The sequence below is a fragment of the Streptomyces sp. HB132 genome (genome assembly GCF_016909575.1).
Classification (GTDB): domain Bacteria; phylum Actinomycetota; class Actinomycetes; order Streptomycetales; family Streptomycetaceae; genus Streptomyces.
In genome coordinates this window covers 666009-692702 of the sequence record NZ_JAFBGA010000001.1, presented here as the reverse complement: position 1 = coordinate 692702, position 26694 = coordinate 666009, and the positions used below count along the sequence as shown (strand labels likewise).

The following is a 26694-nucleotide window of genomic DNA, read 5'->3' as shown; positions in this document are numbered from 1 at the left end:
GCGAAGCATTCTCGTCCCCCCGATTTCCCTGCGCTTTTCAAGCAGAGCCGAAAACCCTGTTTCCGCATACTCGCGGCCGAGATACTTCCAGGGCAATTGAACGCGGCTCTTACGCCGCATCAGCCGTAGGGGGCGCGCTCACATGAGGCGGAAGATCTCCATAGCCGCTGCCGTCGCGGCAGCCGCCTGCGCCGTGGCCGGCTGCGGTGCCGACACAAGCGGGAAGACGGACGCGGAGAATCGGCCGAAGAGTCGCACGGTCGTGATTTCGGACAGCGAACTCCGGGACCTGACCGTTCCGGAGGAGATGGAAATCGAGTACGCCGAGTACGCACTTGTCAAGAAGTGCATGGAGAACAAGGGATTCACGTACTGGGTGGGGCCGGTGGCGGGCGTGGACGCCCGCAGAGCGGGCCGCTACGTGAACGACGACGTCGCGTGGGCGAAGAAGTACGGCTACGGCCGGCCCTTCGACGAAGCGGCCGAGAAGGACCGTCGGGAGCACCCCAACGTCCGGTACCCCAACGCGCTCCCGCGAAAGGACCGCATCCGCTACAACACGGCTCTCAACGGCGACTACGACGACGTGCTGCGCGTGGGCCTGCCGACCGGCGGCACGATCGAGACCCCCCGGGAGGGTTGCTGGGCCGAGGCCAGGACCGGGCTCTACGGAGACCAGCAGACCTGGTTCGAGGCCAAGAAGACCGTCACGGGACTTTCGCCGCTCTATGTGCCCGACATCCTCGCGGACGAGAGGCTGAAGAAAGCGGTGACCGCCTGGTCGGCCTGCATGAAGAAGGCCGGTCTTGATTTCTCCTCACCGGAGGATCTGCGCGAGAAGCGGATCGCCCGCACCGGGAAGATGACTTCTACAGAGGCGCGGACCTACGAGGTCGATCTGGCGGTTTCCGAGGCCACGTGTGCCGTGAAGTCGTCTCTCGGCAGGACGGCGCGGGCCCTTGAGCGTGAATACCTGTCCGTGCTGCTGAAGAGATACGACAAAGAGAACACCGCGTACCAGCGCATGCGACTGACCGCGCTCACCCGTGCCCGGGATATCCGGAGCAGCTGAGCCCGCCCCGCAGAACAACAGCGACGACCAGATTTCCGCGGCACAGCAGTCGCGGATCCATTCGGAAAACGACACATGAAGGAGCATCACCTCATGCGCAAGGCTTTCGCCGTTCTGACGACCGTCGCCGTGGCCTCCCTCGGCGCCCTCGTCCCCGCCACCTCCGCCCAGGCGGCGGACTGTTCCGACGCCATGGCCGGTGCCCTGTCCGGTTACATGTACGCGTACGACAGCACCAACTGCAACGGACACCTCGGCCACGCTTCCGGCGACGACTCGAACTGGGGGGACTCCGCGCTGAGCTTCCGGAGCGGGGACGACAACAAGGCGTCATCGATCCTGAACAACGGCAACAACTCCGAGGTCAAGTTCTACGGCGCCACCGGATACGGCGGCGGCCACATCTGCCTCAGCCGGTCGGAGGGCTGGGCCTCCAACCTCTCCGACGACCGCCTCTCCAACGGCGCGTCGGCGAACAACAACATCAGCAGCCACGCGTGGGCCAACGCCTCCGCCTGCAGCAAGTGGGCGGTCTGACCGCTCCCGGTCGCGGTCGCACAACGGTCCCGCGCACCTGAACCGACCTCGGCCCGCCGGCCCCGCCCCCGGCGGGCCGAGGTGTGCCCCGTGGCACCAACACCACTGTTTCGCAGGGCTGTTCGCGCCTGTTCACCATCGCCACGCCGACACCAAGGACTGCTTTACCGGGCTGTCGAGCCACTTCTACACTCCGTCGAAAACCCGGAGGTCACTCGGTCCCGCCGAGCCGACCGGTTCACCACGGAGTGTCCCCATTGGCTGAGCACGAAATGCTCGTACTCGGACTGTCGCACATCGAGGAAGACGTCTACCGGCATCTGCTCCGCAATCCAGGTATCGAGGTGGACGACATCCACCTCCTGCTCCGCCACGAGGCCGAACCGACCCGCAGGTCCGTGCGGAGGCTGCGGGAACTGAAGATCATCCAGGAGGTCGACGGCGTGGCCCGGGCCTGCGAGCCGGAACTGGTGGTGGCCCGCCTGGCCGAGCAACGGCTCGAGGAGCTCTACGACGACATCCGCTCGCTGACCCGTCTGCGCCCCCTCGTGGACTCGCTGGGCCGCGAGATCCCCGAGCCGGAACCGGATGAGGACCACAGACCCGTCGAGCGGCTCACCGGCCTGGAGGCGATCCGCACACGCCTCGACGAGCTGGCCTTCTTCGCCCGGGAGGAAGTGCTCGCCGCCGAACCCTACGACGCGCTCACGCCCGAGAACATCGAGAACTCCCGGCCGCTGGACATGCGCTGCCTACGCCGCGGTGTCAACTGCCGCAGTCTCATCCGCCGCACCGCCCTGGAGGACGGACCCACCCGCGCCTACCTCCTGGAACTCACCGCCGCGGGCGCGCGGATCAGGGTCCTGGACGAGCTGGACGAACTCATGCTCGTCTACGACCGCCGCACGGCGCTGGTGCCGCTCGACCCCGGCAACACGTCCAGAGGGGCTCTGTGTTCCACGGAGGAGGGCATCGTGACCACTGTGGTCAACAACTTCGAGAGGCTCTGGGCAGGGGCGGGCGACCTCACGGCCCTGCTCGAACAGCGTGGCGAGAGCCTGCGCGACTCGGGGCTCACCGCGGTCCAGGGAAAGGTGCTGCGCCTCATGTGCACGGTCGGCAAGGACGAGATCGGCGCACGCGAGGCGGGCATCGCCCTGCGCACCTACCGCCGTCACATCTCGGACCTGATGCAGTTGCTGGGTGCGGAGAACCGCGCCCACGCGGCGCTGCTCGCCCGCGAACGCGGCTGGGTCTGAGATGCCGGCGGTCCTCCGGTCGTGCCGGGGGGACCGCCGGCATCAGGCCTCCGCGCCGGGCCGGTCAGCCCTTGGTGCAGGCGGGTCCTCCCTGCCAGCCGTTGATCGGGTCCCGGCAGGGGTCCTTCGGCGGGTACTCCACGGCACCGGCCAGCGGACGCACACCTGGCCCCGTGACGCCCGTCCGCCCCTCCTGCCCGGTGGCCGGCCAGGACACCCCCGCCAGCGTGAGCGCCACGAGGGCGGCTCCCGCGACGGTTCCACCGGTACCGCCGAAGATCGCACGCATCATGTTCCCCCCAACCCGCCCGGCACCCCAGTCCCCGTACAGCTGAGGCGTCTCGGGTCAACAGCCGCAAGTCTGGCAGCGGGTGCACCCGCGCGGGGCCGCGGTGCGGTGCAGCCTCCTGCCAACCACCCGGCAGGATCCTGCAGGGGCCGAGGGGCGCCGTCCCGGGTCGGCCCGCGACAGCCGGAGGCCGCCGTAGCCGGGGCCCGGCGGCCTCCGGCCACGGCGGCCCCGTACCGTCACGGCTTGGGCAGCGCGCAGCCCGTCCGGTTCAGGTCGATCTGGTTGCCGGCGCCGATGCACGGCACCATGTTGTACGTCTGCTGGGCGTAGTTGATGCCCTTACGGACGGTCACGGTGCCGTCCGCGGCCACCTCGCACGGGTTGTTGTCCGTGCACCGCTGTCCGTCCTCGTTCCCGGTGTTGTTGACGGCGACGACCTTGCCGGTCGCGTCGTCGATCACCGGGGACCCCGACGTACCGCCGATGGTCTGGCAGGCGGAGGTGTAGCGGACCGAGTCCTTCCAGGTCCAGGAGCCCTCCTTGAGACGGTACGCGAAGCCGTCCACGGCGCAGCTGTAGGTGCGCTTCCAGTACCCGGAGGCGACGGTGATCGCCCTGCCCTGCGCCGGGCGCGCGGTGTCGAGCTCGAGGGCCTTGATGCCGTAGGAGCTCTCGATCTGGGCGTAGGTGCGCGTCAGTTGGTACAACGAGACGTCGGTGTCCGTCATCGTCCCGTAGGCGATCTTGGACGCCCGCAGGGTGCCGACCCCGCTGCCCGCGGCGTTCAGCAGGGTGAAGCTGCGGGTCGACGCCTTGTTGAGCACGACCTCGCCCGGGCCCGGGAAGCCGGTCTCCAGGCAGTGCCCGTTGGACATGACGAGCGCGGGGTCACCCGGCTGCGACGAGGGCGCCCGGACGACGGATCCGGAGCAGTTGCTGAGGGCCACCGTGCCGGCGAAGGTGACGGCCTTCGCACGGACTTCGGCCGTGTCCGGGCCGGTGGCCGCTGCCGCGGGTGCGACGCCCGCCCCGAGGAGCAGGACGGAAAGAAGTGCGCCGACGAGAGGCTTGTTCATGTGAGGGTCCCCTCCAGATGCGTCTGTCACCGGAGTTCTTCCGGTTTTTGACATGCGCATGTTGCCGCACGGAGGGAGGTCCTACAAGGGGCGAAATCAAGCCGCCGGACCCGCCGCCCCCGACTCCTGGCACCCGTACCCCCGGCGCGGTCAGGGCATTTGAGAAACCCCTGAGGTGTCTGCGTAGTGTCGGGGCATGACACTCGACCTCGACGCCTACTTCGCCCGCATCGGCTGGTCCGGGGAGCGCCGCCCCACCGTGGAGGTGCTGCGGTCCGTGCACCGCGCCCACATGCTGGGCATCCCGTTCGAGAATCTGGAGCCCCTCCTCGCCGGCGCCCCGTCCCTCGCGCTCCCGGACCTGGAGAAGAAGCTCGTCCGCGGCGGGCGCGGCGGGTACTGCTACGAGCACAACACCCTCCTGGCCGCCGTCCTGACGCAGCTCGGATTCCGGGTGACACTGCTGACCGCGCGGGTGGTGGTGGGCGCCGCGCCCGGTGACGTACGGCCCCGCACGCACATGCTGATGCAGGTGGACGTGGAAGGGGAGTCCGCCTCCTGGCTGGCCGATGTCGGCTTCGGCTCGCACGGCGCGCTGCTGGAGCCGATCCCGCTGGTGGTGGACGCCGAGCTGCTCGACACCCCGCGCCACCACCGGCTGGTGCACGCCCCGCACGACGGACCGCTGGAGATGTGGGAGCTGCAGGCGGAGAAGGGCGGCTACTGGGAGCCGCAGTACGAGTTCACCCTGGAACCCTTCGAGGCTCCGGACTACGAGGTCATCAACTGGCACATCGCGACGAACCCGCGCTCACCGTTCCGGCAGGCGGTGTACGCCCAGCGCACCCTGCCGGGGCTTCACCGGGCCCTGTCCGGGCGGACGCTGGTGGAGACCGCCGACGACGGTACGGTCGCGGAGCGGGAGCTGGCCGACTCCGCCGAGGTGCTGCGGGTGCTGGCCGAGGACTTCGGCGTACACCTCCCCAAGGGGACCGTCCTGCCGGGCTGACCGGTGCGTACACCCCGTCCGCGCGCCGGGCGCGGGCGGCGGGGGCCAGGAGCCGCCGGGGCGCGTACCGGGCGGACTCGCGCCCCCGCGTGGCGCATCTCACCCGGTCCCGTGCCTCACGCCCGCATTCCAAGCCGCGGCGCCGCCCCGACCGGCCGTTCCCACGGTTCACGGCCGGGGCGGCATGCCGATGGAAGTCCCGGCGCGCCGCCGTACGCCCCCGGAGGGAGCAACCGGCGCGCGAACCGGGAGCACCGCTCGAAACGCGGTCGTAAGCTCGCTGACATGCAGGTCATCCAGTCCACCAAGCTCTCCGGCGTCTGTTACGAGATCCGCGGCCCCGTGCTCGAGGAAGCGATGCGGCTCGAGGCCGCGGGTCATCGCATCCTCAAGCTGAACACGGGCAACCCGGCGGCCTTCGGCTTCGAGTGCCCGCCGGAGATCCTCGAGGACATCCTGCGCAACCTCTCGGGCGCGCACGGCTACGGCGACGCGAAGGGTCTGCTGTCCGCGCGCCGCGCGGTGATGCAGCACTACCAGACCAAGGGGATCGACCTCGACGTCGAGGACGTCTACCTGGGCAACGGCGTCTCCGAGCTGATCCAGATGTCGATGCAGGCGCTGCTCGACGACGGCGACGAGGTGCTCGTACCCGCGCCGGACTATCCGCTGTGGACGGCATCGGTCTCCCTGGCCGGCGGCACGGCCGTGCACTACCGCTGCGACGAGCAGGCCGACTGGATGCCCGACCTCGCCGACATCGAGCGGAAGATCACGGACCGCACCAAGGCCCTCGTGATCATCAACCCGAACAACCCGACCGGCGCGGTCTACGACGACGAGATGCTGCGCGGGCTGACGGAGATCGCCCGGCGCCACGACCTGGTCGTCTGCTCCGACGAGATCTACGACCGGATCCTGTACGACGGCGCCACGCACACCCCGACCGCGGCGATCGCCCCCGACCTGATGGTGCTCACCTTCAACGGGCTCTCCAAGAACTACCGGATCGCGGGATACCGCTCGGGCTGGATGGCGGTCTGCGGCCCCAAGGCGCACGCCTCCTCGTACATCGAGGGCCTGACGATCCTGGCCAACATGCGCCTGTGCGCGAACATGCCCGCGCAGCACGCGGTGGCCACCGCGCTCGGCGGACGGCAGTCGATCAACGAGCTGGTGCTGCCGGGCGGGCGGATCCTCGAGCAACGGGACGTGGCGTACGACCTGCTGACGCAGATCCCCGGGGTGACCTGCGTGAAGCCGAAGGGTGCGCTGTACCTCTTCCCGAGGCTCGATCCCAAGGTCTTCAAGATCAAGGACGACCGGCAGATGGTTCTCGACCTGCTGCGGGCCGAGAAGATCATGGTGGTGCAGGGCACCGGCTTCAACTGGCCGGAACCCGATCACTTCCGGGTGGTCACACTGCCGCCGGCCAAGGACCTGACCGACGCGGTGACGCGTATCGGGAACTTCCTGGACGGCTACAGCCAGCCCTGAGTGACCAGACTCTTCCAGATCCGACACAACTTTAGACTAAATCCAAGATAGGATAGCCTTACTGCATCATCAGGAGGCCATCCATGTACGAGCCGATCCGCACCAAGTCCGTACACACATCGGCCGACAGCGCCGATTTCCCGCACCGCAGCCGCGAGGACGAGCTGGACATCCAGCTCGCCGGACATCTCGCCGCCCTGCTCGCCGTCACCGACGAGCTGGGGCTCTCCGCCATGGGCGACCGCGTCGCCCAGCAGGTGGCCCGGCTCCGTGGCGCCCCGCCCGCCCGGCACGCCGGGCGGAGCGAGGCGTCCCCGGCCGCACTGCACCGCCGCGCCCACGCCCTCGCGGGCCGGGCGCTCGTGGTGGCCGCGTCCCGGGCCGACACCGCCGCGGCGATCCTCGCGGCCCAGGCCATGGACGCGCACACCGCGGCCCTGTCCGCACCCACCGCCCCGACCGTCCTGGTCGGCACCCCCTGACGGCCCCGGTCCACGGGTCGCGAAGACGCGTGGACCGGGTGCCACACCCCTCGCGAGGACCGCACGCGGCACGGCCACGGGCCGACAGAAGTGAAGGTCCTGTGTCCAGGTTGTCGCCGGTGCATGGACGTTCACCCGGTGACGGGGCGGCGTCCCCGAGGAGAAGGTCTCCTGGAAAGAAGCGGCACCCGGAACCATGAGGGGGCTCCGGGTGCCGTGGCCGCGGCGGGCCGCCGACCCCACAGGTCAGGGCGGACGTCGTGGAGACCCGGCCGCGGGGTTCACGAGGGGTCAGCCGAGGCGGCGGACCAGCGCGTGGTACTCGTCCCACAGCTCCTTCGGCGTGTGGTCGCCGAAGGTGTCGAGGTGCCCGGGGATCAGCGCGGCCTCCTCGCGCCAGACCTCCTTGTCGACGTCGAGCAGGAAGCCGAGGTCGGACTCGGAGAGTTCCAGGCCCTCGGTGTCCAGGGACCCCTTGGCCGGCAGGATGCCGATCGGGGTCTCGACGCCCTCGGCCCTGCCCTCGAGCCGCTCGACGATCCACTTGAGGACGCGGCTGTTCTCGCCGAAGCCGGGCCACACGAACTTGCCCGCCTCGTTCTTGCGGAACCAGTTCACGTAGTAGATCTTCGGGAGCTTCGACTGGTCCGCCTTGTCGGCGCCGACCTCGACCCAGTGCTTCATGTAGTCGCCCATGTTGTAGCCGCAGAACGGCAGCATGGCGAACGGGTCGCGGCGCAGCTCGCCGACCTTGCCCTCGGCGGCGGCGGTCTTCTCGGAGGCGACGTTGGCCCCGAGGAAGACACCGTGCTGCCAGGTGAACGACTCGGTGACCAGCGGGACCGCCGAGGCGCGGCGGCCCCCGAAGAGGATCGCCGAGATCGGCACCCCCTTCGGGTCCTCCCACTCCGGCGCGATGATCGGGCACTGCCCGGCCGGGACGGTGAAGCGGGCGTTGGGGTGTGCGGCGGGCGTGCCGGACTCGGGGGTCCAGTCGTTGCCCTTCCAGTCCGTGAGGTGCGCGGGGGACTCCTCGGTCATCCCCTCCCACCACACGTCGCCGTCGTCGGTGAGCGCGACGTTGGTGAAGACGGAGTTGCCCCACATCGTCTTCATGGCGTTGGCGTTGGTGTGCTCGCCGGTGCCGGGCGCGACGCCGAAGAAACCGGCCTCGGGGTTGATCGCGTACAGCTGACCGTCCTCGCCGAACCGCATCCAGGCGATGTCGTCGCCGATGGTCTCGACGGTCCAGCCGGAGATCGTGGGCTCCAGCATGGCCAGGTTGGTCTTGCCGCAGGCGCTCGGGAAGGCGGCCGCGACGTACTTCGACTCACCGCGCGGCGGCGTGAGCTTGAGGATCAGCATGTGCTCGGCGAGCCAGCCCTCGTCCCGGGCCATGACGGAGGCGATGCGCAGGGCGTAGCACTTCTTGCCGAGCAGGGCGTTGCCGCCGTAGCCCGAGCCGTAGGACCAGATCTCCCGGTCCTCGGGGAAGTGCGAGATGTACTTGGTGGAGTTGCAGGGCCACGGGACGTCGGCCTCGCCCGCGGCCAGGGGGGCGCCGAGGGTGTGGACGGCCTTGACGAAGAAGCCGTCGGTGCCGAGTTCGTCCAGGACCTCCTGGCCCATGCGCGTCATGGTGCGCATGGAGACGGCGACGTACGCGGAGTCGGTGATCTCGACACCGATCGCGGAGAGCGGCGAGCCGACGGGGCCCATGCAGAACGGGACGACGTACATCGTGCGGCCGCGCATGGAGCCGCGGAAGACGCCCTTCTCCCCCGCGAAGATCTCCCGCATCTCGGCGGGCGCCTTCCAGTGGTTGGTCGGGCCCGCGTCCTCCTCCTTCTCGGAGCAGATGAAGGTGCGGTCCTCGACGCGGGCGACGTCGCTCGGGTCGGACGCGGCGTAGTACGAGTTCGGGCGCTTGACCGGGTCGAGTTTCGTGAAGGTGCCCTTGGCGACGAGCTCCCCGCACAGGCGCTCGTACTCGGCCTCGGATCCGTCGCACCAGACCACGCGGTCCGGCTGGGTGAGGGCGGCGATCTCGTCCACCCAGGAGACGAGCTCCTGGTGCCGAGTGGGGACAGAGAGGGGAGCCGCGATGTCTCGCGCCACGATCGCTCCTTGTAGAGAGGGTTGTGTTGTCAGGCCCCGTGGGGGCTGCGACCCGGATGCTGACCCCTTCGAATTCCCCTGGCGCTCATCCGGTGCCGACCGCACTCATTTGATCATCCGACCAACTCGCCCATATGTCCAGAGGGCCGCACACGTGAGCATCGCCACTCGGATCGGTTACCTACGGAAGCGTAGGTAGCATGCGGATATGACTTCTGCCGCCGCCGCGTCCGGCCCCGTCGAGCTCACCGACCCCGTCCCGGTCAAACCACGGATGCGCGGCTGGCTGCACGCGGGGATGTTCCCCGCGGTGGTCATCGCCGGGATCGCCCTGATCGTCCTGGCCGACAGCACGCGCGCGCAGATCGCCTGCGCCGTCTACGTACTCAGCGCCTGCATGCTGTTCGGTGTGAGCGGGGTCTACCACCGGGGCACCTGGGGTCCCCGCGGCGAGGCGGTGCTGCGCAGGCTCGACCACGCCAACATCTTCCTGATCATCGCGGGCACCTACACGCCGCTGACCCTCCTGCTGCTGCCGGAGTCCACCAGCCGCCCGCTCCTGTGGGGGATCTGGGGCGCCGCGGCGGCCGGCATCGCCTTCCGCGTGTTCTGGGTCGGCGCCCCGCGCTGGCTCTACACCCCGTGCTACATCGCCATGGGCTGGGCCGCGGTGTTCTTCCTGCCGGACTTCATGCGCACCGGGGGGATCACGGTGCTCGTCCTCGTCGTCGTCGGGGGGCTGCTGTACAGCGCGGGGGGCATCATCTACGGCCTCAAGCGCCCTGACCCGTCACCGCGCTGGTTCGGCTTCCACGAGGTGTTCCACTCACTGACCCTGGCGGCGTTCATCGTGCACTACGTCGGCATCTCACTGGTCGCCTACCAGCAGTAACCCGCCTCCCGTACGGCGAAGGCCCGGCCGCGGCGGCCGGGCCTTCGCCGTGTGCGCGTCAGCCGCCCAGCTTCTCCGCCAACTCCCCCGCGTCCGTCGTCGGCGCGTCGCACACGAAGTGCCGGCACACGTACGCGGTCGGCTCGCCGCCCACCGACGGCCGGTCCACCAGCAGCGGGAACTCGGTGCCCGCGTCCGGCCCCCCGCCCGCCGCGACGACCGCACCCGGCGCCCGTCCCAGCAGCGCGGTCCGGTGCAGTTCCCCGGCGACCGGACCGGCCACCGCCACCTCCCGCGGGCCGTCCAGCAGCGCTTCCGCGACGGCCAGCCCCCACCCGATGAACCGGGGTGCCTTCGGGCCGAGCGCCCCGACGATCCCGAGGGCGCCCTCGGCCGCCGTGCGGTGCGCCTCGGAGCCGGTGTGCGCCGCATAGGAGAGCAGCGCACCGGCGGCGGCGGTCCAGCCGGCCGGGGTGGCGCTGTCGGTGGGGTCCTGGGGGCGCCTGATCAGCTGCTCCGCGTCGTCCGCGGTATCGAACATCTGCCCGTTCTCGCCGGTGAACCGCTCCAGCACGATGTCGAGCAGGAAGCCCGCGAATTCCAGCCAGGCCCCCTCGCCGGTGACGGACGCGAGCGCGAGGAACCCCTCGGCCACGTCGCCGTAGTCCTCCAGGACGCCGGAGTTGTCCCCGGCGCGCCCGTCCTTCGACGTGCGGCAGAGCCGGGCGACGTCGCCCATGTGCACCCGCACCAGCAGGTCGGCGGCCTCGGTGGCCCGCTCGACCAGGTCCGGCCGGCCGAAGTACGCACCGGTCTCGGCGAGCGCGGCGATCGCCAGCCCGTTCCAGGCCGCGACGATCTTGTCGTCGCGCTCGGGGCGCGCCCGCAGTTCCCGCGCCGCGAGCAGCCGGGCCCGTACACCGGCGACCCGCGCGTCGTCGGCGTCCGCGTCCCCGGCCCGCGCGAGCCGCAGGACGGAGGAGCCCTCCTCGAAGGTGCCCTCCTCGGTCACCCCGAAGTACTGGGCGGCGAAGGCGGCGTCCTCCTCGCCCAGCACCTCGCGCAGCTGAGCGGGGGTCCAGACGTAGTACGCGCCCTCGACGTGGCGGCCCTGTGCGTCCTCGCTGTCGGCGTCCAGCGCGGAGGCGAACCCGCCCTCGGCCGTACGCAGCTCGCGCACCATGAAGTCGGCGGTCTCCAGGGCGACCCGGCGGGCCAGGTCGGAGCCGGTGGCCCGCCACAGATGGGCGTAGACGCGGCACAGCAGCGCGTTGTCGTAGAGCATCTTCTCGAAGTGCGGGACGACCCACTCCCGGTCCACCGCGTAGCGGGCGAAGCCGCCGCCGAGCTGATCGTAGATCCCACCGTGCGCCATGGCAGCGCAGCTGTCGGCGGCCATCTGCAGGGCACCCTCGGCGCCCGTGCGCGCGTGATGGCGCAGCAGGAACTCGATGACCATGGACGGCGGGAACTTGGGGGCGCCGCCGAAGCCGCCGTGCTTCTCGTCGTAGTCGCGGGTGAGCCTCAGCAGGGCCTGCGCCAGCTCGGGTTCGCCCGGCAGGCCCCCCTCGCCGGCGGTCAGGGAACGGCCCGCGAGGTCGCGGACGATACGCCCGGCGACCTCCGCGACCTCCTCGCGCCGGTCGGTCCAGGCGGCCACGACCCCTTCCAGCACCTGGTGGAAGGAGGGCATGCCGTGCCGGGCCTCGGGCGGGAAGTACGTACCGAAGTAGAAGGGCTCGGCGTCGGCGGTCAGGAAGACGGTCATCGGCCAGCCGCCCTGCCCGGTGGCGGCCTGCACGGCCTCCATGTACACGGCGTCGACGTCGGGCCGCTCCTCGCGGTCGACCTTCACGGGCACGAAGTGCGCGTTGAGGTAGTCGGCGACGGACGCGTCCTCGAAGGACTCGTGGGCCATCACGTGGCACCAGTGGCAGCTGGCGTAGCCGACGCTGAGCAGCACCGGGACCCCGCGCCGGCGGGCCTCCTCGAACGCCTCGGGCGACCACGGCCACCAGTCGACGGGGTTGTCGGCGTGCTGGAGGAGGTAGGGGGACGTCTCGTTGGCCAGTCGGTTAGGCATGCGGCCATCCTCGCTCACGACGACGAGGGGACCGGCCCACGGCACAGCCGGGCCTACGTCCTCGGCTCAGCCAACAGATCCTACCGGGACGGCGAGATCTTCACCGGCACCGTGAAAGCCACCGCCCCATCCTCCGTCACGGCCGGCCTCAGGACCCTCTGAGGAGTCAAGAGTCGACCACGGTCAGCACCGAAACGATCCCGGCGCTGGCCTCAATCACGCAGAACGAGCGCTCAACTTGCTCTGCAAGGACAAGCTGACCAGCCACTCCTGTCTTTTGAACGATGACGCCGCCTACAGCGCATGCCACGCATACCACCCACCCACGGCCAAGCGCGACCGCTGGCAAAGAGAATACAAAGCCCCTCTGACACTGCAGGTCAGGAAGGTGCTCTCCGCGCGAGCGGAGGTGGTCCGTTCCAGCATCTGTTCGTCGGTGCCGCCCCGGGCACCGGTGAGGGCGTAGCCGATCTGCACGGGCAGGTGGAGATCCCCCAAGGTGAGCGCGTCGGGGGCACCGAGGGCGCGTCGCAGTATCTCGGCCGCGGTCCAGGGACCGATGCCCGGGATGAGGTGGAGCCGGACCAACGCCCCCGCCAGCCCTATGGACGCGGCTGCTTCGAGGCACGGTGCGTAGGAGCAGACGCGCTGGATCGTGGCTGCTCGGGACCGGTCGACTCCGGTCCGGTGCCATTCCCAGTTCGACACCATCCGCCAGGTGGCCGCCGACGGCGGGATCCGCATCCCACCCAAGATCTAGAGCCAGGCAGTGGCACTCGGGCTCCAGCTGCCGCTGGCGGCGCCGCTCAGCAGGGGATCGACGAAGGCGGCAGCAAGAGCAGCTGCCTCGGAAAGGGTCGCGCAGCCGTTCAGCCCAAGAACCAATTTGGCCTGTTTGGGGTAGCCCTCGTGCCAGTCGGTTCCGGGTACCTGGAAGGCGTCGGGGAGGGGCAGATGCGTGCCGCAGCCGCGGCGTCTGTCAGCCTCGCGCCGCAGAGCTCGGAGAGCAGCTTGGCTGGGGACGGTCTCCTGTTGGCCGATGAGGAGAAGGTCCGCGAGGTCGCGGTAACGATTGGATCCGTGCTGCCCGCTTGCGCCATGTCGTTCGTACATGGCGCAGATCTTGTCGGCGACGTGGTCAACAACCGGGTACAGGCGAACCTCGGGCCAATCCACGGGCCATTCGAGGTCGACGGCAGACCTAAGCGTGCGCACTTCGACCGCTCCGGTGAGCGGGCGACCGACGACGAGGTCGACCTTGACAGTCATCACCTCGGCGGACCCGAGGTACACCTTGAAGTACTGGGATCCGCCACGACCGTCCTCTGCGGCATCGGTGTACTTGGTGGGCGCGTAACGAAGAAAGTCGCCGAGGTCTAAAGTGGCCGCGTCGATGACCAGTTGCCGGACATCATCAGACGTGAGGTCTAGGTTGGTGCTCTGAAGGTCGATGTCCTGGCTGAGGCGGGCGGCGCCTCGGTAGCGGACGAGAAGGGCTTGCCCGCCTTTGATGAGCCAGCCGCTTGGGTCCCTAGTGAACACACGGGCAGCTAGCCGGTTGAAGTAGAAGATCTTCATGAGGTCGTTGACGCTCATGCCGGTCTCACGGGACATTTTGCGCGCCGCCTGGCCCAGAGCCGATCGAAAGGCTCCAGGTGTGGCATAGGTCTTCTCCAAGTGGGCATCCCCGGAAGTCAGTTGGATCAGTGATCGTACCCGGGGTCCGGTTTGCGGCCCGTGTCTTTCCGAACATCGTCCGCGCCATGGATCTGGGCTGATTGGTCGGCAGATGTCTCGTGAGCCGCCCGGCCGCTTGATGAGTCTTGTTGTTCGACCGCGGGACGGCTTCGGGCAGTTGCGGCGCGGCTTCCTGATTCGAGAGCTCGGGGATTCGCGGTCTGCTGGCGCAAGCGCCGCACCTCCTGGAGAGGGGCGTTCCTCGCCGCAAGCTCACCAATCCGCCGCACAGTCTCTTGCAGAGCACTGTTCGGCAACGCCATCTGCTCGTTCATCCGCCGCATGGCTTCCTGTAGAGGAGCGTTCGTCGCCGCAAGCTGCTCACCAAGCTGCCGCACAGCGCTGTTCGGCAGCACCGCCTGCTCGTGCATCCGCCGCATGGCTTCCTGTAGAGGAGCGTTCGTCGCCGCAAGCTGCTCACCAAGCCGCCGCACAGTCTCCTGCAGAGCACTGCTCGGCAACGCCATCTGCTCATTCATCCGCTGCAAGGCCTGGATTGACTGCCGGAGGTCAGGACTAGGTTCGTAGTCGTCTCGAGTCATGAGTTCGAGGGCGGTGGCGAAGCCTTCTCTGCCAGCTCTGGCGACTTCCTGGGATCTCAGGTGCCTGCTGGCTTGATCAACCAGGTGCTCGATGAGGTCCTGCCCTGCGGCCTGGGCGGGAAGACCATAGTTGCGGGCAAATGGCTGGGCGGCTTCCTGGAGGTCCTGGATCTCGATGAGGTCGAGACGTTCCGCGTCGGCGATTACTCCGCCGAGGTGGCCGCCGTCGGCTTTGGTGCGGAGCAGGTCGAGAATGGTGCGGCGAGCTGTAGTCACCGGCAACCCTTGGACGAGGGTGATGTCGTCCCGTTCTAGTTGCACAGTGCGCAGGTGGACGAATGGCTCGGTGGTCGTGCGTCGTCGGGGCACGCTGATCTCGGCACTCGGAGCGGGGATGTCCCCCAGACCGTGGAGCTGGCATGCGGAGGCGTGGGAAACGACACCGGAGTCCCTGCCCCCCAGCGGGCGCTCCGAGGCAAAGGCCGCGGGTTGCAGGCGCAGCCAAGCAACCTTGATCTCCAGGTGCAGGGGGAAGCCTGCCGCTTGAAGGAGGTAGACGCCTCTGCCGACGTTCTCGATCAGCCCTGCCTCGGCCAGGCGCAGGATCTGCACGGCGCTCAGACCGACCCGCTTCGCTTGGGCAGCAGTTACAAGGCCCCATTGGTCAGCGGCGTGCTCCGCGATACGCCTAAGCTGCTCTCCACGGTCCATGCAACCATAGTTACACATGGTTCTAAAATCTCGCAGAGTTAGTTACGCCTAGATGTAACTAACTCTGCGAGATTAGCTCATCCAAACGTAACTAACTCTGCAAAAGTTACTACGGGACCGGTTCTGCTCGATCGGACCGATAGCCCGATCCGATCAGGTCCAGGAACTCGTCCCACACCGTGTCCGGGTCGTCATCCATCCACGCGTCCACCGCCTGGTAGCGGGCGAAGCGCTCACAGGACGGTCTGTCAGAGCCCGAACCGCTCCAGCCTTCCCTCCTGGGCCGCACCGACGGCTGTCAAACTACTCAAGAAGGGTCGTCCGGCTCCAAGATCGCCACGATGGCGCCCCACTTCTCCATGGACCAGACAGGCGAGGCAGCATGCTGTTCTTGCGTCCAGGCGTCAATCTAATGGGGCCCTATGCCGTCACAGCTGGTCAGCTCTTATGGGTTCAATGAGGGCACTGGCACCAGTGGCAGCTGGCGTAGCCGACGCTGAGCAGCACCGGGGCCCCGCGCCGGCGGGCCTCCTCGAACGCCTCGGGCGACCACGGCCACCAGTCGACGGGGTTGTCGGCGTGCTGGAGGCGGTAGGGGGACGTCTCGTTGGCCAGTCGGTTAGGCATACGGCACAGCCGGGCCGGCTCGGGGCGGCCGGTCGCCTCGACAGGAACTGCTCCTGACACGGGGAGGCGCCCGCCGGTACGCTGAGCCGAGCAGCGCTTGAACTGTCGGGGCCCCTCGAAGGAGGTACACCATGACCGCCGAGATGGTGGCGCCCGCGTGGATGCACACGCAGATCAGCGCGGAGCAGTACGACTCCTGGTCCGAGGAGCAGTGCGCCGGCATCGAGATCGTGGACGGAATGGTGGCCGTGAGCCCGAGCGCCTCCAAGCGGCACAACCGGCTGGCCCGCATCCTGGCCAACGCCCCGGACACCGCCGCTGGCGCGGACTGGAACGCCGACAGGACTTCGACGTCCGCCTGCAGGATGTTCCCCTCACCAGCCGGTGCCCCGATGTGGTCGTCTACCGCGCCGACACCATCGATCTCACGCCCACCCGCCCCGGACACCTGATCCTGGTCGCCGAGGTCGTGTCACCGGGCTCGGAGACCACTGACCGCATTGTGAAGGTGGACCAGTACGCCAAGGCGGGTATCCCCTTCTACTGGCGTATCGAACAAGCCGCCACCGGTGTACCGATCGTCTACACGTACGTCCTCGACCCCGCCACCCGGACCTACAGGGACGGCGAGGTGTTCACCGGGGTGATCAAGGCTGCCGCGCCCTTCTCCGTCAACGTCGACCTGGGAGTCCTCTGAGGACCTGCCTCCCCCGGGGCCGTCCGACCGGCACCCGGCACAGGCCGGTCCCGCACGCGGCCGGTTCCCTTGCGCGGAGGGCAGCCGCCGAGCACGGTGCGGGTGCAGGCCCTCCGCTTTCCACCTTCGCGCCAGGGCCGGTCCGGCGGCACTGGTCGGCGAGGTCCGTACGAAGGCGGCGTTTCTGCGGCTCCGGCGTCCGTGTCGGCAGCCGTTGCGACGGCGAACGCGCTGAACACCCCGACCCGGCTGCGATCCCCGGGGGGCATGTCCGCCGGTCGCACCGACTGGGCGCCCCTTGATCTTCAGCCCGCCCGGGACATTCACCGGCACGTCGCCGCTCGGCATGATCAGGCCGCTCTCGAGCGTGCCCTCGTGCTTACCGAACGGGTATGGCCCCACCCGGCGATGACGACATCGGGGGTGGAGTGGCCGCGGGTCACGCCGTCACCTCCCCGACCGGATCCGTCCTGGAGGGCGACGGCGGAGTCACGCTGTGCTGATTCGCCCGGTCGAAGTCGGACTGCTTGAGCACGACCAGCGCGACCAGTGAGAGGACACAGGTGGCGACGTAGAAGTACCACGGTGACGCGATGTCCCCGGTCCGCCCGATGAGCCAGGCCGAGATCAGCGGCGCACTGCCTCCGAACAGGGCCACCGGAACGTTGTAGGCCAGCGAGATGCCGGTCGATCGCACCCGGGTCGGGAACAGGTCGCACATGGTGCCGTACGTCGAGGAGGCGTACAGCCCCAGGCAGACCGAGACCGCCAGCAACGGTGCGGCGAAGCTCGCCGGGGTCGCGCCCGGCGCGGACTCGAACAGCCAGATCACCGCGCCGGTGGCGGCCAGGCCGACCACGAGCAGGAAGTACTTCCGACCGAACCGGTCGGTGAACATGCCGCCGAACGGCATCACCGCGGCGGTCACGGCCATGGCGATCATGGCCAACAGGAACTTGGCGTTGCTGCTGAAGCCCAGCTCGGTCGACATGTAGGTGGAGGCGTAGGTGACGACCAGGTAGAAGATCGAGGCGTGCAGGGTGATCACGCAGAAGATCAACGCGATCGCCCGCTTCCATGCCCAGGCCTCCCGTATCGGTGCCTCGGACTTCTCGCCGCGCTCGGCCAGAGCCTGGAACTCGGGGCTGTCCTCGAGCTTCAGGCGGATGTAGAGCGCGATCAGACCGAGCGGCCCGGCGACCAGGAACGGGACGCGCCAGCCCCACGCCAGCATCGCCTCGTCTCCCAGCAGCACGATCAGGCCGTTGGCCACGACGCCGCCGAGGAGCAGACCGAGCACGGCGGTGACCATCAGCCAGCTTGTCGAGTAGCCGCGACGTCCCGGGCCCGCGTACTCGGCGATGAACGCGGTGGTCGTACCGATCTCACCGCCGGCGGAGAAGCCCTGCAGGCACCGGGTGAGCACCAGCAGCAACGGTGCGGCGATGCCGATCGCCGCGTGCGTCGGCAGCAGGCCGATGGCGAACGTCGAGGTGAACATCAGCAGCATGACTACGAGGAGTGTCTGTTTGCGGCCTATGCGATCAGCCATCGGGCCGAAGAAGAGCCCACCGAGTGGCCGGATGAAGAAGCTCAGCGCGAAGACGGCGAAGCTGCTCATCAGCTGGCTCGTGTCGTTGTCGGCCGGGAAGAACAGTTGTCCGATGTAGAGGGCGACGAAGCCGTAGACGCCGTAGTCGTACCACTCGATGAGGTGGCCGGTGACGGCCCCGAGGAAGGCCCGGCGGCGCCGACGCGGGTCGACGGTGATGTGGGTGTCGGGCATGGTGGTCCTCGCTGGCTGGACGGTGGGGGCCGGTGGGCTTCAGTGCTGGGACGTGGGCTGGTCGGTGACGGCGAAGCGCCGCACCTTGCCGACGCTGGTGCGTGGGAGTTCGTCGATCAGGTGCCACTCCCGCGGCCGCGCCGCGGGTGCGAGCTCGCGCTCGGCCCAGGCACGCAGGTCGTCCGTGCTCGGCGGCTCGGCCGCGTCCCGCGGCACCAGGTAGGCGATGGGGACGACGTCGCGGACCGGGTCCGGCTTCGCCACGACGGCGGCTTCGAGCACGCCTGGTGCCTGGGCGAGGACGGCCTCGACCTCGGTGAGGCTGACGTTTTCGCCCGACACCTTGATCACGTCGTCGGCGCGACCGACGAAGCGGAGCGTGCCGGTCTCGTCGCGAGTAGCGAGATCGCCGGTGGTGAACCAGACCGTGCTGTCGGCGTCGATCGGTCCGCTGAAAGAGCGTCCGGTGGTCTCCGGGGCGTCGAGGTACTCGCGGAACAGGTCGATGCCGCGGCGGCCGGCGACCTGGATCACGCCGGGCTTTCCGGTCTCCGTCTCGCCCCCGGTGCCCAGGTCGACCAACCGTACGCGTCGGTCGAGTACCGGCCGGCCGATGACATCGTGCGCCGGCGGCTCGGAGACGTCTGCGGTCACGATGGCGACCGTCTCCGTCATGCCGTACAGCTGACGTGGCGTGACGCCGGTGATCTCGGCGAACCTGCGGTGGTGTTCCTGCCCCAGGCTCTGCGCGAACCACACGTGCTCGAGCGCGAGTCGGGGAGCGTCCTCGGGGGTGCGGGCGAGGATCATCCGGATCGGCGCGGCGAAGAGACTGGCATGGGTGGCCCGCAGCTCGTGGGCGCTGTTCACCCATCCACTGGCGCTGAAGGACGCGGTCAGGGCGACGCTCGCACCGACGGCGATCGCCGGGGTGAAGCAGTAGTACTGGGCGTTGGCGTGGAAGAGCGGCAACGTCACCAACCAGCGGTGCCGTGCCTCCAGGTTCGCCACTGCCGACATGACCCGGGCCAGCGTCGCGTAGTTGGCCTGGGTGAGCACGACGCCCTTGGGCTGGGACGTGGTGCCGGAGGTGAACATCGCCGCGATCCGGTCCTCCGGCCTCGGGCGTTCCGGCAGCGGGAGCGCCGGCAGAGCGGCGGCTTCCGCGGCGAGCAGGTCGACGTCCACCGCGGTCTCGTCGAGTTCGAGCACCTGGTCGAGCCCGGCCCTCTCGGCTGCCGCGGCGTAGGGCTCTCGCCGCGCCTTCGCGCACACCCCGAGGCGTGGACCGGCCCGCTCGAGTTGCCGGTGCAGGTCACGCTCGCTGGAAGCCGGGTCGACCGGTACCATCCAGGCGCCCAGCCGGGCGCAGGCCAGCCAGAAGGCCAGGAAGGCCGGGCTGCTGCCCAGCACGAGGTGGACCGATGAGCCCGGTGTGACGCCGCGGGCGAGCATGACCTGCATCGTGTGCCCGACCGTGGCGTCGAACTGCCCGTAGGTCCAGGAGCGGACGTTGCCCGTGTCGTCCCGGAAGACCAGGAAAGTGGCGCCCGGGGTGGCCTCCACCCGGTCGCACCAGATGCCGGCGAATGTGCGGCCCTCCCCCAGGTCGATGTCCTGGGCGACGTCGGTGTTGTCTGTCACGGGAGATCTCCAGCGCGCGTCGTGGGCAGCGTAGGACCGGACCTCCAGATGTGTCACCGGTCACGCGAATGCCCCGTAGCGTGGCAGTCACCACGTCGTGATTCCTACGGACCGACAGCTAACCTCGCGTCCAGCTCGTTGGAGAATTCTCCAACGGGATCAGCCGGTGCCCTCCCCGCTCACCAGGGGATCCAGGACCCAGGCGAGCTCGATGATCGTGTTCGTGGCGGTGAGCCGCACGCCGACGAGCTCCTCGTAGCGCGCCAGCCGGTAGCGCGTGGTGTTGGGGTGCACCGCCAGTGCCCCGGACGCCCGCATGATGTTGAGATCAGCCGCGAGGAAAGCGCGGACGGTGGAGAGCAGCAGCTCACCGAACTCGCCCAGTTCCCTCGCCGGCGCGACGTACCGGGAACCCAGAAGGGCCGTGACCGCCGGCTCGCCCACCGTGGCCAGCCGCCAGGTCACGTCCTCCAGCGCGTACGCACGGGGCGCCTCGTCGACGACCAGGTCGAGGATCCGGGTGGCGATCCGCTCCGACGCCGCCAGCTCATCCAGCGGGACGGCGGGCCCGACGGCCACCAGGTGCGGCAGCCCGGCCAGGGTGTCCGGCGCCGACGTGAGGCCGATCCAGCCACTGCGCCCGGACACGGTCACGAGCTCCGGCCGCGGCGTCAGCGCATCCATCCGGGCCCGGACGGCGTCGACGGCCGTCGCGTGGCCGTGCATCCGGAACACGGCGTAGCGCGCCGAAGGTTCGAGCGCCAGCGAGGCCGCCGCCGCCCGGATCTGCGGCTCGTTCAGGCCGCCGGCGAGCAACTCGCGGAACAGCTCGACCTGCCGCACCGAATCCCGGACCGCCGAGCGGACCTCGTGGTCGCGGTATTCGGCGGCGGCGCCGGCGGTGAACCAGTCGCCGACCTCCCACAGCAGGTTCGAGTACTCCAGGATCCGGTCCGGCGGCATCGCCTTCGCGCTGGCGAGCTCGATGAACCGATGGTGGATCACCCGCAGGGAGATCCGGTACCCGCGGATGATGTCCTCGATCGGGACTCCCTGCTGCAGCCGCTCACTGGTCGTCATCGCCGCTTCGGCGCCGGTTCCCGGTTCGGGGGCGCTGTGCGAGACCAGCGTGGCGATGGCGCGGGCGGTGTTCTTCCCGACCGAGGCGTGCACCGACTTCTCGTCCACGCCCGTGTAGCTCGGCAGCGTCGAAAAGATCGCGGCGGCGGCCTGCCGGCCGAGCTCGACGTGTTCGGCCTCGAGCTGCTCGGTGACCTCGACGATCAGATCAGGGGTTTCGTCGCTCGGCACCACATCACACTAGCCAGGGCAGCCCGGGATATCGACGTTGTGAGGAAGTCCAATCCCACCCCTCCACCACATGCCGCTCCCTCCACGAAGGGCCGACCGTCCTGGCGGCCGGGGCACCGGACCTCGCGACCGCGCCGGAGCACGCGAGGGCGGCCGGGCAGGCAGGTGCTCTTCGCTCTGCCGAGTCCGCCCCGCTCCCTCGCGCTGACGGCCCGTACGCAGGACACTGGATGCTTGTGACAGCCGGAGGATTCGAAGTCGCCGGAACCTAGGGGGGCCGCATGCGGGACAGCCATCGGGCGGAAGCCGAAAGGCTGTTGGTACGTGCCGTGGAGGAAGAGGCGCGGCGGACGGGAGGCCGGACCGACTCCGGCGCGCTGCTCGCGCGCGCGCGGGGCTCGCTCGACACCATGGCGTCGGGCGCGGCCGACGAGTACGCCGCCTACACACAGGCGCTGGACGCCGCGGGGGCCGGCCAGCAGCCGCTGTCCGCGCGATTCAGCAGAGCGACACTGGGAACACCACTGCTGGTGACGGGAGTTGCCGCCGCGGCGGCCTTCGGCGCGGATCTGGCGCTGGGCACCGCGACCGGTCTCGCCCTGGGGGCGGGCGCGGTCGTCGCCGTCGCGGGGACGACCGCGACGATGGCTCGGGTCACCGCCTCGCACTGGCCGGCGGCGCATCGCAGGGCGGGCGAACGGAACCAGCCGGGCGGCCCCGAACAGCTGCGCCTGGAGTGGCTGACGGCCCTGGAGGCACGGGGCATCCGCCCGTTCCTCGACCAGCAGCGGATGCTGACCGCCTCCGCCCGCCCCCCGAAGAAGAAGGCCGGGGCGTCCGTGGTGGCGCAACTCCGCGGGGGTGACCGCAGCGCGGCCGCGCGCACCCGCTCACTCCTCGAACAGTCCTTCGGTCATCTGCCCGCTGTGGACGGCCCGTTCGCGGGTCGCCGCGGTGAACTGGCGCAGATCGCCCGGTGGGTGCACGCCGCCCGCGCCGCGACCGAGACCAGGCCGACCGTCGTCGTCCTGCACGGCACCCCGGGCTCCGGGCGCACCGCGCTCGCCGTACGGGCCGCGCACGCGCTCAAGGACCAGTTCCGCGGGGCGTGTGTGGTCGATCTGCGCGGCGACGTGGCAGGCGAGGCGCCCCTGCCGACGCGGGACGCCCTGCTGCACCTGCTGAACCGCCTGGGGGCTCCGCGCGAACAGCTGCTCTTCCGGGAGAGGTCCTCCGCCGAGCAACAGGTGCGGCGGCTGAGCGAGCTCTACCACCAGCACCTGACGGGTACGCCCGTCACGATCATCCTGGACGACGCCACCGACGCCGCCCAGATCCGCACCCTCCTGCCCGAACGCTCCGACAGCCTCGTCCTCGTCACCGCCCGCGAGCCCCTCGAACTGCCCGCCGGCATCCCGGCGCGGGTGCACCACCTGCCGGTGGGCGGCCTGGACGCGGCGGGCGCCGAGGAACTGCTGCGCGAGTCCGCCCAGGACGAGGAGGGCGGCCCGTACGACTACCCCTCGACGGACGCCGTCGTCGAGCTGTGCGGCGGACTGCCGCTCGCCCTGCGCGTCGTGGGCTCCGCCCTCGGGGCGCGTACCCGGTCCGAGCTCGCCGAGGCCCTCGGGGCGTACGGCCCGGTCGGGCCCGTCGAGCGGGCCCTGTGGCTGCGCTACACCGATCAGCCCGAACCGGCCCGCCGGCTGCTGCGCCGCCTCGCCCTCGCCGGACGCGCCAGCCTGGGTGCCGCGGCGGCGGCGTCGCTGCTGTCCTCCGACGAGCAGGAGGCGGGCCGCCTGCTGGAGTCCCTGGCCCGGGCCGGGCTCCTGGTCCATGTGCGGGGCGCGCGCTACCGGCTGCACGACCTCGTACGGGACTTCGCCCTGGCCCGGCTGCTCGACGAGGAGCCCGCCGCCGACCGTACGGCCGCGCAGGAACGCCTGATCCAGAACTACGCGGAGCTCGCCGACGCCGTGATCCGCATGGTGGACGGCAAGATGTCCACCCGCGCGGGTCAGTTCGGCTCGCACGGCTTCAGCTCGCTGGACGCCGCCCTGCGCTGGCTGGACGACGAGTCGAGCTTCATCACCTCGGCGCTGCGGCACACCGAGGGCGTCGACCAGCGGGCCGTGCTCCATCTGCTGGGCGCCCTGTGCGACTACTGCCTGCTGCGCGGCGACCTCTACCGGCTGGGTGAGATCAGCGAGCTGACGCAGGCCGTCGACCAGGGGCTCCTGGAGCGGTCGGTCCAGTGGCGTACGGGCATCGCGGCCCGGCAGCTCGGCGAGCTCGACAAGGCCCGCACCACGCTGTCCTCCGTCGTCGGCCTCTACCGCGAGGCGAACAACGACGCGGGCGCGGCCCTCGCGCTCTGCTCGCTCGGCATCACCCTGCACCACCAGGGCAATCTGACGGAGGCGTCCGCACGGCTGCGGGAGGCGCTCGCCCTGCAGTCCTCGCCGGAGCAGGCCGAGGACCGTGCCTGGTCCCTGCACGCCCTGGCCGCCGTCGAACGCGACCGGGCCAACCTGGCCGAGGCCCTGACCCTGCTGGACACGGCGCTGGCCCTGCACCGCGAGGGCGAGTCGCTGCACGGCGAGGCCTGGTCGCACTTCCAGCTCGGCCAGGTCTGCCTGCGCATGGGCGAGGTCGCCCGGGCCGAGGAGGAGCTGTCCACCGCGCTGGACCTGTACGGCCGCACCCGCGACGAGCGCGGGGAGGCCTGGGCCCTGACCCAGCTGGCCCGTGCCCGGCTGCTGGAGGGTGACCCCGCCCCCGCGGTGGAGCAGCTGCGCGCGGCCCTCGCCCGGCACCGGGGCAACGAGGACGCCCGGGGCGAGGCCTGGACGCGCTACTACCTGGGGCAGGCGCTGGAGGAGGACGGCGACACCGACCAGGCGGTGCGGGAGCTGGAACGGGCCCGCACGATGTTCTCCCGGATGCGGGACGTCTACGGCCTGGCGTGCGCCCGGCACCACTCGGGGCGCGTCACCCGCGACCAGCGGGCGGCGCAGACGGGCAACCTGCGCAACTCCGGTTTCGCCCGGCAGCTCCTGGTGGACGCCCGCGCCGACTTCAGGCGGATCGGGGTGGCCCACGGCGAGGCATGGACCTGCCTGGAGCTGGCGCTGGTCGACGGCGGGAACAACCGCGCGGCGCAGGCGCTGGACCTCTGCGGCGAGGCGATCACGCTGTTCGCCTCGTACGGCGACGTCCGGGGCGGCGACTGGGCGGCGTTCCTGCGGTGCACGCTGCTGCCGTACGCCTCGCCGGGCGGCAGCGAGGTGGGGACGGCGGTGGCCCAGCAGGAGCTCGCGGACCTGCTGGCAGCCGCGCACCCGCTGCGGGACGCGAAGCTGGAGGACTGCGCGGAGGCGTTCCGGGTGGTCCTGAACCGCGGGGTCGACCTGGACGACGGCTGGCAGGCCTGGCGCCTCGGTCTGACGCCGTCCCGGCACGCCCGCGAGGTGATGGGGGTACCGGTGGGCGTACGGCCCTGAGGGAGGCCCCGAGGGCGTCGTCGCAGCGGGCGGGGCGGCCGGCGGGCGGGGCGGCCGTTCGGGCCGCCCGGCCCCGCCGCGTCAGCCCTTGTCCGGGGCCGGCGTCTTCGTCGGCGTGCCGGAGCCGGCGACCGCCGCCTCCGCCTTCCCCCCGGAGCCCGCGGGCTGTGCCGCCGGGTCCGGGGCCTCCTCGAAGTCGACCCTGCCCATGTGGCGGTTCATCGACTTCATCAGGAACCACACCCCCACGGCCAGCGCCGCGAAGACGAGGAAGCCGAGGACGCCGGGAGTCACCTTGTTCTTGTCGAGCTCATCGGCGGCGAACGGGACGAGCTGCGTCAGTGCCTGGGTCGCGTACATATCAGGCATTGTCGCGGATGCCCGCGAAGAGGTCGCTCTCGGGGAGGGATGTGGCGACCGACGACTTGGCCAGCTCGTACTCCTCGGTCGGCCAGACCTCGCGCTGGATGTCCATCGGCACGCGGAACCAGCCGCCGTCCGGATCGATCTGCGTCGCGTGCGCGATGAGCGCCTTGTCGCGGATCTCGAAGAAGTCGTCGCACGGGATGTGCGTGGTCAGCGTGCGTTCGGCGCGCTCGAACTCCTTCCAGCGCTCCAGCCAGTCGCCGTACGGGGACTCCAGTCCGCGGGCGAGGAGGGCCTCGTGCAGGGCGACCGTGCGCGGCTTGTTGAAGCCCTGGTTGTAGTAGAGCTTCTGCGGCTGCCAGGCCGGGCCGAACTCCGTCTCGGGGAACCTCTCGGTGTCCGCGGCGCCGTCGAACGCGATCATCGAGATCGTGTGGGTCTTGATGTGGTCGGGGTGCGGGTAGCCGCCGTTCTCGTCGTAGGTGGTGATCACCTGCGGCCGGAACGCGCGGATCTTCGCGACGAGACGCCCCGCCGCCGTCTCGTCGTCCTCCAGTGCGAAGCAGCCCTCGGGCAGCGGAGGCAGCGGGTCGCCCTCGGGCAGACCCGAGTCGACGAAGCCGAGCCACGCCTGCTCGACGCCCAGGATCTCCCGGGCCTCGTCCATCTCCTTCTTGCGCACCTCGTGGATGTTGGCCTCGATGTACGCGTCCCCCTGGAGCTTCGGGTTGAGGATGGAGCCCCGCTCACCCCCTGTGCAGGTGACGACCAGGACGTCCACCCCCTCGGACACGTACTTGGCCATGGTGGCCGCGCCCTTGCTCGACTCGTCGTCGGGGTGGGCGTGAACGGCCATCAGTCTCAGCTGCTCGGTCAAGACTCGGTCCTCAGTGATTGGTCGTGGTGGTCGGCTTCTATAGTGACTGAACCGGGGGGTGGAAAATTCCTCGATCCCCGGTACGGGAGGAACGATCATGGCAGCGGTGCGCGAGGCCTTGCCCGAGGGGCGCTACGGCCGGTCGCAGGATCAACGCGCGGACCGCAAGCTGAAGATCATCGGCTCGGTGCTGGGCGTCGCCTTCCTCGCCATGATCGGCTGGTTCGGTTACGACTACGTGGCGGGCCAGGACGTCAGCGGCGAGCTCATCAAGTCCCGAATCGTCTCGGACAGCCGCGCGGAGGCCCACCTCGAGGTCCGCAAGGACCGGGACGCCGACGGCCACTGCACGCTCCGCGCCCTGAGCGAGGACGGCGGGGAGGTCGGGCGGGCGGACTTCCGGTTCGACGGGCGCACCGAGCGGATCGACGAGATCGTCTCCCTGCGCACCACCTCCAGGGCGACCGCCGTCGAGCTGACGGCGTGCACGTCCGCCGGCTGACGGCGCCGAGGGGCGCGCGCCGCCCCTGACCCCCGCGATCCCGGGCCGACCTGCGCGGATTCGCCCGTGACGTT

21 protein-coding genes and 4 pseudogenes are annotated in these 26694 nt (G+C 70.1%); 12 read left to right on the top strand and 13 right to left on the bottom strand.

The window, feature by feature from the left end:
• Positions 1-262: 262 nt before the first annotated feature.
• The 3 genes from JOC24_RS03405 (at position 263) to JOC24_RS03395 (ending at position 2868) form a co-directional block, all read left to right on the top strand.
• On the top strand, positions 263-1072 hold the full coding sequence (locus JOC24_RS03405) for a hypothetical protein (RefSeq protein WP_205018561.1): 810 nt from the start codon (positions 263-265) through the stop codon (positions 1070-1072).
• A gap of 93 nt (positions 1073-1165) precedes the next feature.
• Complete coding sequence (locus JOC24_RS03400; protein ID WP_205018560.1) at positions 1166-1609, top strand: peptidase inhibitor family I36 protein; 444 nt, start codon at positions 1166-1168, stop codon at positions 1607-1609.
• A 257-nt stretch (positions 1610-1866) separates the two neighbouring features.
• Complete coding sequence (locus JOC24_RS03395; RefSeq protein ID WP_205018559.1) at positions 1867-2868, top strand: helix-turn-helix domain-containing protein; 1002 nt, start codon at positions 1867-1869, stop codon at positions 2866-2868.
• A 64-nt stretch (positions 2869-2932) separates the two neighbouring features.
• Here JOC24_RS03395 and JOC24_RS03390 read toward each other — a convergent pair whose 3' ends face one another.
• Positions 2933-3160, bottom strand: a complete 228-nt coding sequence (locus JOC24_RS03390; protein WP_205018558.1) for a hypothetical protein — start codon at positions 3158-3160, stop codon at positions 2933-2935.
• Positions 3161-3396: 236 nt separating this feature from the next.
• A complete protein-coding gene (locus JOC24_RS03385) occupies positions 3397-4236 on the bottom strand; it encodes a S1 family peptidase (RefSeq protein ID WP_205018557.1) in 840 nt (279 codons plus the stop codon).
• Positions 4237-4432: 196 nt separating this feature from the next.
• On the opposite strand from JOC24_RS03385, the gene JOC24_RS03380 reads away from it, so the two are divergent.
• The 3 genes from JOC24_RS03380 (at position 4433) to JOC24_RS03370 (ending at position 7224) form a co-directional block, all read left to right on the top strand.
• Positions 4433-5245 (top strand): arylamine N-acetyltransferase family protein, encoded by an 813-nt coding sequence (locus tag JOC24_RS03380; RefSeq protein WP_205018556.1) that lies wholly within the window; start codon positions 4433-4435, stop codon positions 5243-5245.
• Between the two features lie 285 nt (positions 5246-5530).
• Complete coding sequence (locus tag JOC24_RS03375; RefSeq protein WP_205018555.1) at positions 5531-6742, top strand: pyridoxal phosphate-dependent aminotransferase; 1212 nt, start codon at positions 5531-5533, stop codon at positions 6740-6742.
• An 83-nt stretch (positions 6743-6825) separates the two neighbouring features.
• Positions 6826-7224, top strand: a complete 399-nt coding sequence (locus JOC24_RS03370; protein ID WP_205018554.1) for an SCO4983 family protein — start codon at positions 6826-6828, stop codon at positions 7222-7224.
• A gap of 291 nt (positions 7225-7515) precedes the next feature.
• Here JOC24_RS03370 and JOC24_RS03365 read toward each other — a convergent pair whose 3' ends face one another.
• Entirely contained in the window at positions 7516-9342 is a 1827-nt protein-coding gene (locus JOC24_RS03365) for a phosphoenolpyruvate carboxykinase (GTP) (protein ID WP_205018553.1), read from the bottom strand.
• Between the two features lie 208 nt (positions 9343-9550).
• Here JOC24_RS03365 and JOC24_RS03360 point away from each other — a divergent pair, with 208 nt between their 5' ends.
• Entirely contained in the window at positions 9551-10234 is a 684-nt protein-coding gene (locus JOC24_RS03360) for a PAQR family membrane homeostasis protein TrhA (RefSeq protein WP_205018552.1), read from the top strand.
• Positions 10235-10292: 58 nt separating this feature from the next.
• Here the strand turns inward: JOC24_RS03360 and JOC24_RS03355 are convergent, their stop codons facing one another.
• Positions 10293-12317, bottom strand: coding sequence for a thioredoxin domain-containing protein (locus JOC24_RS03355; RefSeq protein WP_205018551.1), 2025 nt, complete (start codon positions 12315-12317; stop codon positions 10293-10295).
• Between the two features lie 51 nt (positions 12318-12368).
• On the opposite strand from JOC24_RS03355, the pseudogene JOC24_RS33035 reads away from it, so the two are divergent.
• Positions 12369-12479, top strand: a pseudogene (locus JOC24_RS33035) (Uma2 family endonuclease); the annotation flags it as partial.
• Between the two features lie 132 nt (positions 12480-12611).
• Here JOC24_RS33035 and JOC24_RS03350 read toward each other — a convergent pair.
• From JOC24_RS03350 to JOC24_RS03335, 4 genes and pseudogenes are all read right to left on the bottom strand, one after another.
• The gene (locus JOC24_RS03350; protein WP_205018550.1) at positions 12612-13061 is read right to left on the bottom strand and encodes a DNA glycosylase family protein; all 450 of its coding nucleotides are present in this window, start codon (positions 13059-13061) and stop codon (positions 12612-12614) included.
• Positions 13062-13073: 12 nt separating this feature from the next.
• Entirely contained in the window at positions 13074-13994 is a 921-nt protein-coding gene (locus JOC24_RS03345; protein ID WP_239579391.1) for a nucleotidyl transferase AbiEii/AbiGii toxin family protein, read from the bottom strand.
• 26 nt (positions 13995-14020) lie between these two features.
• Entirely contained in the window at positions 14021-15307 is a 1287-nt protein-coding gene (locus tag JOC24_RS03340; RefSeq protein WP_205018549.1) for a type IV toxin-antitoxin system AbiEi family antitoxin domain-containing protein, read from the bottom strand.
• A gap of 468 nt (positions 15308-15775) precedes the next feature.
• Positions 15776-15934: pseudogene (locus tag JOC24_RS03335) on the bottom strand (DUF255 domain-containing protein); the annotation flags it as partial.
• Positions 15935-16065: 131 nt separating this feature from the next.
• Here JOC24_RS03335 and JOC24_RS03330 point away from each other — a divergent pair.
• Positions 16066-16631, top strand: a pseudogene (locus JOC24_RS03330) (Uma2 family endonuclease).
• A gap of 439 nt (positions 16632-17070) precedes the next feature.
• Here the strand turns inward: JOC24_RS03330 and JOC24_RS03325 are convergent.
• The 3 genes from JOC24_RS03325 to JOC24_RS33940 form a co-directional block, all read right to left on the bottom strand.
• A complete protein-coding gene (locus JOC24_RS03325; RefSeq protein WP_205018548.1) occupies positions 17071-18417 on the bottom strand; it encodes an MFS transporter in 1347 nt (448 codons plus the stop codon).
• Between the two features lie 39 nt (positions 18418-18456).
• A complete protein-coding gene (locus JOC24_RS03320) occupies positions 18457-20061 on the bottom strand; it encodes a class I adenylate-forming enzyme family protein (protein WP_205018547.1) in 1605 nt (534 codons plus the stop codon).
• A gap of 159 nt (positions 20062-20220) precedes the next feature.
• Positions 20221-21372, bottom strand: coding sequence for a helix-turn-helix domain-containing protein (locus tag JOC24_RS33940; protein WP_205018546.1), 1152 nt, complete (start codon positions 21370-21372; stop codon positions 20221-20223).
• A gap of 62 nt (positions 21373-21434) precedes the next feature.
• Between JOC24_RS33940 and JOC24_RS03310 the strand changes: the two are divergent.
• Both JOC24_RS03310 and JOC24_RS03305 read left to right on the top strand, forming a co-directional pair.
• Positions 21435-21530: pseudogene (locus JOC24_RS03310) on the top strand (IS5/IS1182 family transposase); the annotation flags it as partial.
• A 123-nt stretch (positions 21531-21653) separates the two neighbouring features.
• Positions 21654-24875 (top strand): tetratricopeptide repeat protein, encoded by a 3222-nt coding sequence (locus JOC24_RS03305; protein WP_205018545.1) that lies wholly within the window; start codon positions 21654-21656, stop codon positions 24873-24875.
• An 81-nt stretch (positions 24876-24956) separates the two neighbouring features.
• Here JOC24_RS03305 and JOC24_RS03300 read toward each other — a convergent pair whose 3' ends face one another.
• A complete protein-coding gene (locus JOC24_RS03300; protein ID WP_205018544.1) occupies positions 24957-25235 on the bottom strand; it encodes a hypothetical protein in 279 nt (92 codons plus the stop codon).
• Position 25236: 1 nt separating this feature from the next.
• Positions 25237-26118, bottom strand: coding sequence for a mycothiol conjugate amidase Mca (mca, locus tag JOC24_RS03295; RefSeq protein WP_205018543.1), 882 nt, complete (start codon positions 26116-26118; stop codon positions 25237-25239).
• A gap of 97 nt (positions 26119-26215) precedes the next feature.
• On the opposite strand from mca, the gene JOC24_RS03290 reads away from it, so the two are divergent.
• A complete protein-coding gene (locus JOC24_RS03290) occupies positions 26216-26620 on the top strand; it encodes a DUF4307 domain-containing protein (protein WP_205018542.1) in 405 nt (134 codons plus the stop codon).
• Positions 26621-26694: the final 74 nt, after the last annotated feature.